Source organism: Streptomyces sp. NPDC001796 (assembly GCF_042892355.1).
Lineage (GTDB): Bacteria > Actinomycetota > Actinomycetes > Streptomycetales > Streptomycetaceae > Streptomyces.
Genome location: NZ_JBIAUC010000015.1, coordinates 69,173 through 81,376, shown reverse-complemented (window position 1 = coordinate 81,376; position 12,204 = coordinate 69,173). Strand labels below are relative to the sequence as shown.

Sequence of the window (12,204 nt, the reverse complement as noted above, 5' to 3'; positions counted from 1 at the left end):
ACTGCCCCTCGGGAGCGTTCCGCGCTGTCTCTCAGCCCTCGCTGACGCCGAGCTTCTGAAGGATCAGCTCCTTGACGCGGGCCGCGTCGGCCTGGCCGCGGGTGGCCTTCATGACGGCGCCGACCAGGGCTCCGGCCGCGGCCACCTTGCCGCCGCGGATCTTGTCCGCGATGGCCGGGTTGCCGGCGATGGCCTCGTCGACGGCGGCGGTCAGCGCGCCCTCGTCGGAGACGACCTTCAGACCGCGCTTCTCGACGACCTCGTCCGGGGTCCCCTCGCCCGCGAGGACGCCCTCGATGACCTGGCGGGCCAGCTTGTCGTTCAGGTCGCCCGACTCCACCAGCTTGGTCACGCGCGCCACCTGCTCAGGCGTGATCGGCAGCTCCTCCAGGGCCTTGCCCGACTCGTTGGCGTTGCGAGCCAGCTCGCCCATCCACCACTTGCGCGCGGCGGCCGCGTCGGCGCCCGCGTCGATGGTGGCGACGATCAGGTCCAGGGCACCGGCGTTCAAGATCGCCTGCATGTCGGTGGCGGAGACTCCCCACTCCTCGCGCAGCCGGTTGCGGCGCACCAGCGGCAGCTCGGGCAGCGAGGCGCGCAGCTCCTCGACCCACTCGCGCGGAGGCGCGACCGGCACCAGGTCCGGCTCGGGGAAGTACCGGTAGTCCTCGGCCTCCTCCTTGGTACGGCCGGAGGTGGTCGTGCCGGTGTCCTCGTGGAAGTGGCGCGTCTCCTGGATCACCGTGCCGCCGCTGCCGAGCACGGCGGCGTGGCGCTGGATCTCGTAGCGGCAGGCGCGCTCGACGGAGCGCAGCGAGTTGACGTTCTTGGTCTCGCTGCGGGTGCCGAACTTCTCGGCGCCCTTCGGCATCAGCGACAGGTTCACATCACAGCGCATCTGGCCCATCTCCATGCGGGCCTCGGAGACGCCGAGCGCCCGGATGAGCTCGCGCAGCTCGCGGACGTACGCCTTCGCCACCTCGGGGGCGCGCTCCCCGGCGCCGACGATCGGCTTGGTGACGATCTCGATCAGCGGGATGCCGGCGCGGTTGTAGTCCAGCAGCGAGTGCTGGGCGCCATGGATACGGCCGGTCGCGCCGCCGACGTGCGTCGACTTGCCGGTGTCCTCCTCCATGTGGGCGCGCTCGATCTCCACGCGGAAGGTGGTGCCGTCCTCCAGCTGCACGTCGAGGTAGCCGTTGAAGGCGATCGGCTCGTCGTACTGGGAGGTCTGGAAGTTCTTCGGCATGTCCGGATAGAAGTAGTTCTTCCGGGCGAAGCGGCACCACTCGGCGATCTCGCAGTTCAGCGCGAGACCGATCCTGATCGCGGACTCCACGCCGGTCGCGTTGACGACCGGGAGGGAGCCGGGCAGGCCGAGGCAGGTGGGGCAGGTCTGCGAGTTGGGCTCGGCGCCGAGCGCCGTGGAGCAGCCGCAGAACATCTTGGTCCTGGTGCCGAGTTCGACATGGACCTCGAGGCCCATGACGGGGTCGTACGACGCCAGCGCGTCCTCGTACGACACCAGGTCGGTCATGGTGGTCACGGTGAAACTTTCCCTCTCAGCCCAGCAGGACGTCGTCGTCGCCCAGGCGCTTCAGCTCCCGCACGAGCAGGGCCAGGCCGGTGACGATGGCGGCGGCGGACACGGCGGCGTCGATCAGGCGCAGCGTGTCGTGTTCGAGGCGGGCCTTCTTGACCTGCTTCGCGACACTGATCGCGCCGAACGCGGTGGTGGCCATGGACAGGTACGTACCGGACTTGGACTTCTTGAAGCCCTTGGCCTTGGACAGTGCCTTACTCACAGCGACGGAGCCTCCTCGAGAAGCGGGTGCCCCCACTTTTCCACGAAGGCGGCCTCGACGGCGGCGCCGACCTTGTAGAGACGGTCGTCCTTCATCGCCGGGGCGATGATCTGCAGGCCGACGGGGAGGTTGTCCTCGGGCGCCAGACCGCAGGGCAGCGACATGGCGGCGTTGCCGGCCAGGTTGACCGGGATGGTGCACAGGTCCGCCAGGTACATCGCCATCGGGTCGTCGGCGCGCTCACCGATCGGGAAGGCGGTGGTGGGGGTCGTGGGCGACACGATCACGTCCACCTTCTCGAACGACTTCTCGAAGTCGCGGGTGATGAGCGTACGGACCTTCTGGGCGGAGCCGTAGTACGCGTCGTAGTAGCCACTGGACAGGGCGTAGGTGCCGAGCATGATGCGGCGCTTGACCTCGGGGCCGAAGCCCTCCGCACGGGTCAGCGAGGTGACCTCCTCGGCGGAGTGCGTGCCGTCGTCACCGGTGCGCAGGCCGTAGCGCAGGCCGTCGAAGCGGGCGAGGTTGCTGGAGCACTCGCTCGGCGCGATCAGGTAGTACGCGGCCAGCGCCAGGTCGAAGGACGGGCAGTCCAGCTCGACGATCTCCGCGCCCAGCTCCTTCAGGAGCGCGACGGACTCGTCGAAGCGCTGCAGGACGCCGGCCTGGTAGCCCTCGCCCCGGAACTGCTTGACGACACCGACGCGCATGCCCTCCACGGAGCCGTTGCGCGCGGCCTCGACGACCGGCGGGACCGGGGCGTCGACGGAGGTGGAGTCCAGCGGGTCGTGGCCCGCGATGACCTCGTGCAGCAGGGCCGCGTCCAGGACCGTACGGGCGCAGGGGCCGCCCTGGTCCAGGGAGCTGGAGAAGGCGACCATGCCGTAGCGCGAGACACCGCCGTAGGTCGGCTTGACGCCGACCGTGCCGGTGACGGCCGCGGGCTGGCGGATGGAGCCGCCGGTGTCGGTGCCGATGGCCAGGGGCGCCTGGAAGGACGCGAGCGCGGCGCTCGACCCACCGCCGGAACCGCCGGGGATACGGGTGAGGTCCCACGGGTTGCCGGTCGGCCCGAACGCGCTGTTCTCCGTCGACGACCCCATGGCGAACTCGTCCATGTTGGTCTTGCCGAGGATGACGACGTCCGCTTCCTTCAGCTTCTTGGTGAGGGTGGCGTCGTACGGCGGGATCCAGCCCTCGAGGATCTTGGATCCGACCGTGGTCGGGATGCCCTCGGTGGTGAAGATGTCCTTCAGCGCGAGGGGCACACCGGCGAGCGGGCCGAGCTTCTCGCCGCGCTCCCGCTTCTCGTCGACCGCACGGGCCTGGGCGAGCGCGCCCTCACGGTCGACGTGCAGGAAGGCGTGCACCTTCTCGTCGACGGCTTCGATCCGGTCGAGGTGGGCCTCGGCGACCTCGACCGCGGTCAGCTCGCCGGAGGCGATCTTCGCGGCCGTCTCCGCGGCGGTGAGCCGGATGATGCTGTTCTTGTCCGTCATGGCGGGCTACTCCTCCCCCAGGATCTGCGGCACCTTGAAACGCTGCTGCTCCTGGGCCGGGGCGCCGGACAGCGCCTGCTCGGGGGTGAGCGACGGGCGGACCTCGTCCGGGCGCATGACGTTCGTCAGCGGCAGCGGGTGAGAGGTCGGCGGTACGTCTTGGTCGGCGACCTCGCTGACGCGGGCGACCGCGCCGATGATGTCGTCGAGCTGGCCGGCGAAGTGGTCGAGCTCTTCGGGCTTCAGCTCCAGACGCGCCAGCCGGGCGAGGTGGGCGACCTCCTCGCGCGTGATGCCAGGCATGCAGCGATCCTCTGGGGTGAGTGTGTGTGGTTGGGGCCTAGGGCCTGTCGGTCCATTCCCGTCGTCCGCCCGAAGGGCGGGCCGTGCGGCGCCGGTGCGTGCGAACGCGGCGAGCGTGCGTGCCAGGCGTCGCACGGCTGGCGGGAATGTGTCGACAGGTCCTAATCCTATGGGGCGGGGGCCGGTCGCCGTGAAACGGTTTGCCTGGCCCGCCCCTCGGCTTCGGCGCCGGGGCGGGCGCCCGCCCCTCAGCCTCGGCGCCCTTCCCAGGCCTCGCTGCGCAGAAAGTGGTTGTCGTACAGGTCCTGTACCTCCAGCAGGCTCTCCGGGGTGGCCTCGCCGAGGGCGATGCGCTGGAGGTGACGGAAGTACTCGAAGCGCTCGACGCCCGGGGTGATGACGATGAGCAGGTCGGCGTCCGCACCGGGCACGGCGGCGAAGGCGTGCGGCTTGCCGGGCGGGACGATGACGAGGTCGCCGGGTCCGGCGGTGACGATGTCCTCCCCGGAGAGGATGTCGGCGGCGCCGTCGAGCAGGAAGAACATCTCGGCGGAGTTGTCGTGCCAGTGCGGCTTGGCGCCGTCGGCGCCCGCCGCGAGGGTGACGCGCTGCGTGGACAGCGCCCCACCGGTCCGGCTGCTGTCGGCCAGCAGCCGGATCGTGGCGGGGGCACGGCCGACCACCTCGGCCTCCGCCTCCCGGACGATCACGGACTCGTCGAACTTCGGGACGAACATCGACATGGGTGACTCCCTGGTGTCGGTACGGGCGTGATCAGACGGCGAAGAGCAGACCGGCGCCGATGAGGACAACGACCGCGGTGGCGAAGTGGATCCCGAAGGCCACGGCCTTCGTGCCGCCGTGACGCAGGACTGTCAGCGTGTCGAAGAGCGGCACGAGTGCCACGGCGAGCATGAACCAGGCCTCGGCACGGGCACCGGCGAACGCCAGCAGCGCCAGGCCCACGACGCCGTGGACGCCGTCCCTGAAGCCCTTGACGGTCAGGTAGGCGCCGGCGTCGCCGTCCGGCCGGGCGGGAACTCCGTAGCCGGCCGCGGCGGGGCCGGGCTGGAACAGGAACCGGTACCCGAGGAACAGGCAGAACAGGTCGAGCACGACGGCCAGGGTCTACGCGGCGATCAGCCGAGCCGCCCGGGGTCGTCCGCGGTGGCCGCGGGCAGCGCGGCCCTGGGGCGCTGCCACCCCCGTACTCCTCGGGCCCGCAGCCACGCCGTCGTCTCCTCCGCCGGCATCGCCGCCGCGACGAGCCATCCCTGCACCGCGTCGCAGCCCAGGTCCCGCAGCCGCTCCCATGTCTCGTCGTCCTCGACGCCCTCCGCGACGACGAGCAGGCCCAGCGAGTGCGCGAGGTCCACCGTGCAGCGCACGATCTCGGCGTCCTCCGCGTCCACCGCGAGCCGCGCCACGAACGACCGGTCGATCTTCAGCTCGCTCACCGGCAGCCGCCGCAGATGCACGAGCGACGAGTAGCCCGTGCCGAAGTCGTCCAGCGACATCTTCACGCCGTGCCCGGCCAGCCCGGCCAGGGTGTCCGCGGCCCGCTGGGGGTCCTCCAGGAGCACGTGTTCCGTGATCTCCAGCTGGAGCGCCCCCGGCGGGACCCCGTGTCGTGCCAGCCGCGCCGCGACCGACCCGGCGAACCCCGGCGTGTGGACGTCGCGCGGCGAGACGTTCACCGCGACCGGCACCGTGAGCCCCTGCGCCCGCCACCGCGCCACCTGCTCGAGCGCCGTCTCCAGCACGTACTCCGTCAGGTGCGGCATCAGCCCGGACGACTCCGCGATCGCGATGAACTCGTCCGGCGGCACCTTCCCGCGCTCGGGATGCACCCACCGCACGAGCGCCTCGAGCCCGGCGACCTGCCCGTCGAAGCGCACCTTCGGCTGGTAGTGCAACTGCACCTCGTGCGCGTCCAGCGCGCGCCGCAGATCACCCAGCAGCCCGAGCCGGTCGGGTGTGTTCGAGTCCCGCTTGGACTCGTACACCTCCACCCCGGTGCGGTCCCGTTTCGCTTGGTACATCGCCACGTCCGCCCGCCGCAGCAGCCCCTCCGCGTCCAGCGCGTGGTCGGGGAAGACGGCGACCCCGGCGCTGGCCTCCAGGACGAGCGTGAGCCCGTCCAGATCGAGCGGCGAACTGAGCGCGGCGACCAGGTTGCGGGCCGCCCTCGCCGCGGACGTCGTGGAGTCCGCGACCGGGAGTAAGACCGCGAACTCGTCGCCCCCGAGCCGCGCGGCCTCCGCCCCGCGCGGCAGGGCCAGCCGCAGCCGCTCGGCTATCTGCAGCAGCAGCCGGTCGCCCGCGAGATGGCCGAGCGTGTCGTTCACGGACCGGAAACGGTCGAGGTCGATCAGCATCAGGGCGGCCCGTGCGCCGATCCGCTCGGCGTCGTCGAGGGCCGTCCAGGTGCGCTCCAGCAGCCACTGCCGGTTGGGCAGCCCGGTCAGCCGGTCGCGCAGCCGCTCCTCGGCACGGGCACGCGCTATCCACAGGGTGGAGTCCAGGGCGATGAGCGGGATGGAGAACAGCGGCAGCAGGACCGGCACCGCGACGGCGACGACGCAGACCAGCGGGGCGATGCCCAGCAGCGCGACGGCGACGAGTCCGTGCCGGACCAGGGCGGTGCGGGCGACGGTGGGCAGGCCGCCGGCGCGCGGCGCGTGCAGGTACCACAGGAGCAGCCGGGTCACGGCGAGGTACGCGGTGGCGACGAGGACGACCTGGGGGACGGCGTAGAGGGTCCAGGTGCCCGGGTCCCAGGGCGTCTCGACGGTCGGCACCCGCCCGAAGGCGGCCAGTACGAGAGCTCCGGCGCCGATGCCGAGGAGGTCGACCGCGCCGTGCAGTATGCCCTGCCGCCAGCGGCCCAGCCGGGCTGTTCCGACCAGGACGACGACGGTGAGGCTGACCATCACGGCGGGCACCCAGCCGTACAGCAGCAGGACGGCGAGGGTGAGGGCGGCGCCCGAGCCCGTGCCGCCCCACCAGCGGGAGCGGCCGAGCATGACCAGGTGGCCGACGATGATGCCGGTGAGCACGGCCAGGGACCAGCCGACGGCGCCGGACGGGAACAGCGCGTGGTGATCGCCGAACGCGCGGTAGAAGCCGGCGCCGAGGACGAACCCGGCGGCCGCGACCACCACCGTGGGCAGGGCGGGCCACGACATGTGCCGCTGCCCGTCGCGGCCGGGCAGTCCGGAGGAACTCCCGTCGGCGAGCGCGCCGGTGCCGGGCGGCAGGGCCGGCAGCGAGGTCGTGCCCGGGGTGCTCCCCGCCGGGACTCCGGCGCCGGGGCCGGAGGGCGCCCCCGGCAGGACCCGTGGCAGGGCACGCGGGCCGCCCGTACCCGCGTGCCCGGACGGCCGCACGATCCGGCACCCCGCCCGCCAGGCGCCGGACACCCGGCGCAGGCGCAGCCGTGAGTCCGGGGCGGCGCTCTTGGTCGGTTCCATTCCCGTCCCTCTCACAGCCGGTGCCCTCGCCACGCGGCCCGATTGCCCGACGAACCGTCAACGGCACCGCGACTGAAAACCCACCACGCGTCCGGGCACGGCAGGCGCACAGCTCAACAGTAGGCCGCAGAAGGCTTTCACGGGCAGCGGTCGTGGACGGTTGCCCGAATGCGACCCGGTCACCCGTATGCATCTGGTATGCGCCGAACGGGTGACCTTCAACCGCTACTCCCCGGTGGGAAGCGCGACTTCCGCGGCTGCTTCCGGCCCTCGTTCCAACAGGACGGCGAAACCGTCCTCATCCAGCACGGGGACCTTCAGCTGCATGGCCTTGTCGTACTTCGATCCAGGATTCTCGCCCACCACGACGAAGGACGTCTTCTTGGAGACAGAACCGGTCACCTTGGCGCCGCGGCTCTGCAGCGCCTCCTTCGCGCCGTCCCGTGTGTACTGCGCGAGCGTTCCGGTGACGACCACCGTGAGCCCCTCCAGCGGACGCGGCCCCTCGTCCTCGCCGGAGCCCTCCTCCTCCATACGGACGCCCGCGGCCTTCCACTTGCGGATGATGTCGCGGTGCCAGTCCTCGGTGAACCACTGCTTGAGGGAAGCGGCGATGATGGGCCCGACCCCGTCGGTGGCCGCCAGCTCCTCTTCGCTCGCCTGGTCGATCCGTTCGATCGACCGGAACTCGCGGGCCAGCGCCTCGGCGGCCACCGGGCCGACGTGACGGATCGACAGTCCGGTGAGGACGCGGGCGAGCGGGCGCTCCTTGGCGGCCGCAATGTTCTCCAGCATCGCGAGCGCGTTCTTCTTCGGCTCACCCTGCTGGTTGGCGAAGACCGTGACGATCTTCTCCTCGCCGGTCTTCGGGTCTCGCTTGGGCAGGCCGCTGTCCTGGTCGAGGACGTACGCCTTGATGGGCAGCAGCTGTTCGACGGTGAGGTCGAACAGGTCGCCCTCGTCCTTCAGCGGCGGCTCGGCAGGCTCCAGGGGCTGGGTGAGGGCGGCGGCGGCGACGTATCCGAAGTGCTCGATGTCCAGCGCCTTGCGGCCCGCGAGGTAGAACAGACGCTCGCGCAGCTGAGCAGGACAGGAACGCGCGTTCGGGCAACGTAGATCGACGTCACCCTCCTTCATGGGCCGCAGCGGTGTGCCGCACTCGGGGCACTCGGACGGCATCACGAACTCCCGCTCGGTGCCGTCGCGGAGGTCGACGACCGGGCCGAGGATCTCCGGGATGACGTCACCGGCCTTGCGCAGCACCACGGTGTCGCCGATGAGCACACCCTTGGCCTTGACCACGTCCTGGTTGTGCAGGGTGGCGAACTCGACCTCCGAGCCGGCCACCGTCACCGGCTCGACCTGGGCGTACGGCGTGACCCGGCCCGTACGGCCCACACCCACACGGATGTTGATGAGCTTGGTGTTGACCTCCTCCGGCGCGTACTTGTACGCGATCGCCCAGCGCGGGGCGCGGGAGGTGGAGCCGAGGCGGCCCTGGAGCGGGATCTCGTCGAGCTTGACGACGACTCCGTCGATCTCGTGCTCCACGGAGTGGCGGTTCTCCCCGAAGTAGGCGATGAACTGCCGTACGCCGTCGAGGTCGTCGACCACCTTGTTGTGCCGGGCGGTGGGCAGGCCCCAGGACTTCAGCAGGTCGTACGCCTCGGAGAGGCGGGTGAGGCCGTCCTTGAAGCCCTTCAGGGCGCCGATGCCGTGGACCACCATGTGCAGCGGACGGGTGGCGGTGATGCGCGGGTCCTTCTGGCGCAGGGAACCGGCCGCCGCGTTGCGCGGGTTGGCGAACGGCTTGTCGCCGGCCGCCACCAGCCGGGCGTTGAGCTCCTCGAACTTCTCCATCGGGAAGTAGACCTCGCCGCGGATCTCCACGAGGTCGGGGACGTGGTCGCCCTTGAGGCGGTCCGGGATCTCCGCGATCGTACGCACGTTCGGGGTGATGTCCTCGCCGGTGCGGCCGTCGCCACGGGTCGCCGCGCGCGTGAGGCGGCCGTGCTCATAGGTGAGGTTGACCGCGAGGCCGTCGACCTTCAGCTCGCACAGGAAGTGGTACGCGGAGGTGCCGACCTCCTTGGCGACGCGGTCGGCCCAGGCGGCGAGCTCCTCGTCGTCGAACGCGTTGTCCAGGGAGAGCATGCGTTCGCGGTGCTGGACGGCCGTGAACTCCGTCTCGTATGCCCCCGCGACCTTCTGGGTGGGCGAATCCGGGGTGCGCAGCTCCGGGTACTGCTCCTCCAGCGCTTCGAGGGAGCGCAGGAGCTGGTCGAACTCCGCGTCGCTGATGACGGGAGCGTCCTTCACGTAGTACCGGAAGCGGTGCTCCTCGATCTGCTCGGCGAGCTGCGCGTGCTGCTCCCGGGCCTCGGCGGGCACCGTCGTCTCCGCTTGCTTGTCGCCGGCCACCGTGTTGTCCTCCCGTTACTCTGGGTTGTCCGCGAGGGATCTCGCCGCCCGGACGCAGTGGGCGAGCGCCCTGCGCGCGTAGTCCGGGGAGGCGCCCGCGAGCCCGCACGTCGGCGTGACCGTGACCGCCTCCGCGAGAAGCCCCGGATTCAGCCCCAGCCTGCGCCACAGCGTCCTGACACCCATGACGCTACCGGCAGGGTCTGACAATGGGCCGTCCGTGGACGGCACTACCCCGGCGAACAGCCGTGTACCCCCTTCCACGGCCTGCCCGATCGCCTCGTCGTCACGCTCGGTGAGCAGGGAGAAGTCGAAGGAGACCGCGGCGGCACCGGCCCTGCGCAGGAGGGCGAACGGAACGTCCGGGGCGCAGGAGTGCACCACGACCGGGCCGTCCGAGTGCACGCCGACCACGTCGCGCAGCGTGGCCTCGACGATCTGCCGGTCGACGGCGCGGTGGGTGCGGTACCCGCTCGCGGTCTTCACCCGGCCGCGCAGGACTGCGGTGAGGGACGGCTCGTCGAGCTGGAGGACGAGCCGGGCGCCGGGGACACGCCTCTTCATCTCGTCGAGGTGGAGCCGCAGGCCCTCGGCGAGCGAGCCGGCGAGGTCGCGGCAGGCGCCCGGGTCGGAGAGGGCGGCCTCGCCGTTCTTCAGCTCCAGCGCGGCGGCGAGCGTCCAGGGGCCCACCGCCTGCACCTTCAGCGGCCCCTCGTAGTCCTGGGTGAACTCCTCGAGCGCGTCGAGGTCCTCGCCGAGCCAGGAGCGGGCCCGCCGGGTGTCCCGGCCCGGCCGGTCCCCGATCCGCCAGCCGCTCGGCTCCACGCGCGCGTACAGGTCGACGAGCATCCCCGCGGTCCGCCCGATCATGTCCGCGCCGGGCCCCCGCGCGGGCAGCTCGGCCAGAAACGGAAAGTCCTCGAAGCTCCCGGTGACGGTCTTGGCCGCCTCCCGGGCGTCCCCACCGGGCATGGACCCCACGCCGGTGGCGGCCCCGAAGGTGAACTGGCTGTTCTCACTCACCCCGGCAGCCTATGCAATCGGCCGGTACGGTCACCGCCCCGGCCGCACCGTCACGTCGTTGACCTCCGCGTCCCTCGGCAGGTCCAGGCACATCAGGACCGTCGTCGCCACCGACTCGGGATCGATCCACCGGGACGGGTCGTACTGCCTGCCCTCCTGCTGGTGGACCTTCGCCTGCATCGGGCTCGCCGTGCGGCCGGGGTAGACCGAGGTGACCCGGACGCCGTTGCCGTGCTCCTCCTCGCGCAGGGAGTCCGCGAGGGCCTTCAGGCCGTGCTTGGAGGCCGCGTACGCCGACCACTCCGCGTGGGCGTTCAGGCCCGCCCCCGAGTTCACGAACACCGCATGGCCGCGTGCGGCGCGCAGCTGCGGCAGGAAGAGGCGGGTCAGCTCGGCGGGCGCGATCAGGTTGACGTTCAGCTGGTGGTGCCACGACTTCGGGGTCAGCTCGCCCACCCGGCCCAGGTCGACCACGCCCGCGATGTGCAGCAGGGAGTCCACCCGGTCCGGCAGGCTCTGGTGCGAGAGGGCCCAGGACAGCCTGTCGGGCTCCGCGAGGTCGCCCACCAGCGTCCGCGCCCCGGGGAACGCCGCCGCCAGTTCCTTCGCCCGCCCCGCGTCGCGCGCGTGCAGCAGCAGGTCGTCCCCGCGCGCGTGCAGGCGGCGGGCGACGGCCGCGCCGATGCCGGAGCCCGCACCGGTGATCACATGAGTAGCCATGCCCGCCATGCTCGCACCACCGTGTCACTGGATCCCCAGCGACTCCTCCAGGTACGCCAGCGCCCCCACCGGCTCCTCGGCGAAGAACACCAGGTCCGCGAGGGGCCTGGGCAGGAAACCCTCGTCCTCCATGCGCCGGAACTGCTCCTTCAGGCCGTCGTAGAAGCCCGCCGTGTTCAGCAGGACCACCGGCTTGTCGGTGTGCCCGTGCTTCTTCAGCTCCAGGATCTCGGTCGCCTCGTCCAGGGTCCCCGTGCCACCCACCATGATCACGACGGCGTCGGCCTTCTCCAGGAGCAGCTTCTTGCGCTCGGCGAGGTCCCTGGCGACCACCATCTCGTCGACGCCCTCCCTCGCCTTGTGCGAGAGGAACTCGACGGAGACGCCCATCAGCCGGCCGCCGGCCTCGTGCACCCCGTCCGCCACCACCTTCATCAGCCCGACGTCCGAGCCGCCCCACACCAGGGTGTGCCCGCCCTTGCCGAGCAGTTCGGCGAACTCGCGGGCGGGCCGGGTGTAGGTCTCGGAGAGGTCGGCGGCGGAGAGAAAGACGCAGATGTTCATGCCGACCACCGTACGCGGGAAGAACCGGGTGCCCGCGAGCGCTGTTCCGGTATGGCCGAAGGACACACGATCACCATCGAGCAGGGCGACCGGCACGTGCGCGTGGTGCACGGCGGACAGATCCTGGCGGACAGCGACCGCCCCCTGGTACTGCGCGAGACCGGCTGTCCGGTGCGGTACTACCTCCCCGTCGAGGACGTCCGGATGGACCTCCTGACACCCTCGGACACCCACACGGTCTGCCCCTTCAAGGGGACGGCGTCGTACTGGTCCCTGCCGGACGCGCCGGACCTCGTCTGGGCGTATCCGGACCCCAAGCCGGACGTCGCCCGGATCAAGGACCACCTCTGCTTCTACGAAGTCGAGGTGTCTTGACCGATTAGCGCCGCGGTCTGC

12 protein-coding genes are annotated in these 12,204 nt (G+C 71.4%); 1 reads left to right on the top strand and 11 read right to left on the bottom strand.

Annotated features, from left to right (window positions below; genetic code table 11):
* Positions 1 to 31: 31 nt before the first annotated feature.
* The 11 genes from gatB to ACFYZE_RS26200 form a co-directional block, all read right to left on the bottom strand.
* Entirely contained in the window at positions 32 to 1,546 is a 1,515-nt protein-coding gene (gene gatB, locus ACFYZE_RS26250) for an Asp-tRNA(Asn)/Glu-tRNA(Gln) amidotransferase subunit GatB (protein ID WP_388998803.1), read from the bottom strand.
* Between the two features lie 16 nt (positions 1,547 to 1,562).
* Positions 1,563 to 1,805 (bottom strand): hypothetical protein, encoded by a 243-nt coding sequence (locus tag ACFYZE_RS26245; protein WP_103838024.1) that lies wholly within the window; start codon positions 1,803 to 1,805, stop codon positions 1,563 to 1,565.
* Complete coding sequence (gene gatA, locus ACFYZE_RS26240) at positions 1,802 to 3,304, bottom strand: Asp-tRNA(Asn)/Glu-tRNA(Gln) amidotransferase subunit GatA (RefSeq protein WP_388998800.1); 1,503 nt, start codon at positions 3,302 to 3,304, stop codon at positions 1,802 to 1,804. Before gatA ends, ACFYZE_RS26245 begins: the two co-directional genes overlap by 4 nt.
* 6 nt (positions 3,305 to 3,310) lie before the next feature.
* On the bottom strand, positions 3,311 to 3,607 hold the full coding sequence (gene gatC, locus ACFYZE_RS26235; RefSeq protein ID WP_004925108.1) for an Asp-tRNA(Asn)/Glu-tRNA(Gln) amidotransferase subunit GatC: 297 nt from the start codon (positions 3,605 to 3,607) through the stop codon (positions 3,311 to 3,313).
* A 248-nt stretch (positions 3,608 to 3,855) separates the two neighbouring features.
* Entirely contained in the window at positions 3,856 to 4,350 is a 495-nt protein-coding gene (locus tag ACFYZE_RS26230) for a cupin domain-containing protein (protein ID WP_388998797.1), read from the bottom strand.
* Between the two features lie 31 nt (positions 4,351 to 4,381).
* Complete coding sequence (locus ACFYZE_RS26225; protein WP_388998982.1) at positions 4,382 to 4,732, bottom strand: DUF4267 domain-containing protein; 351 nt, start codon at positions 4,730 to 4,732, stop codon at positions 4,382 to 4,384.
* 14 nt (positions 4,733 to 4,746) lie between these two features.
* Positions 4,747 to 7,080, bottom strand: a complete 2,334-nt coding sequence (locus tag ACFYZE_RS26220) for a putative bifunctional diguanylate cyclase/phosphodiesterase (protein WP_388998794.1) — start codon at positions 7,078 to 7,080, stop codon at positions 4,747 to 4,749.
* Between the two features lie 225 nt (positions 7,081 to 7,305).
* Positions 7,306 to 9,501, bottom strand: coding sequence for an NAD-dependent DNA ligase LigA (ligA, locus tag ACFYZE_RS26215; RefSeq protein ID WP_388998791.1), 2,196 nt, complete (start codon positions 9,499 to 9,501; stop codon positions 7,306 to 7,308).
* Positions 9,502 to 9,516: 15 nt separating this feature from the next.
* The gene (locus tag ACFYZE_RS26210) at positions 9,517 to 10,524 is read right to left on the bottom strand and encodes a methionine synthase (protein WP_388998788.1); all 1,008 of its coding nucleotides are present in this window, start codon (positions 10,522 to 10,524) and stop codon (positions 9,517 to 9,519) included.
* Positions 10,525 to 10,554: 30 nt separating this feature from the next.
* The gene (locus ACFYZE_RS26205; protein WP_388998786.1) at positions 10,555 to 11,253 is read right to left on the bottom strand and encodes an SDR family oxidoreductase; all 699 of its coding nucleotides are present in this window, start codon (positions 11,251 to 11,253) and stop codon (positions 10,555 to 10,557) included.
* Positions 11,254 to 11,268: 15 nt separating this feature from the next.
* Positions 11,269 to 11,808: a TIGR00730 family Rossman fold protein gene (locus ACFYZE_RS26200; protein ID WP_388998979.1), complete on the bottom strand. Its 540-nt coding sequence runs from the start codon at positions 11,806 to 11,808 to the stop codon at positions 11,269 to 11,271.
* A 51-nt stretch (positions 11,809 to 11,859) separates the two neighbouring features.
* On the opposite strand from ACFYZE_RS26200, the gene ACFYZE_RS26195 reads away from it, so the two are divergent.
* On the top strand, positions 11,860 to 12,183 hold the full coding sequence (locus ACFYZE_RS26195; RefSeq protein WP_388998784.1) for a DUF427 domain-containing protein: 324 nt from the start codon (positions 11,860 to 11,862) through the stop codon (positions 12,181 to 12,183).
* Positions 12,184 to 12,204: the final 21 nt, after the last annotated feature.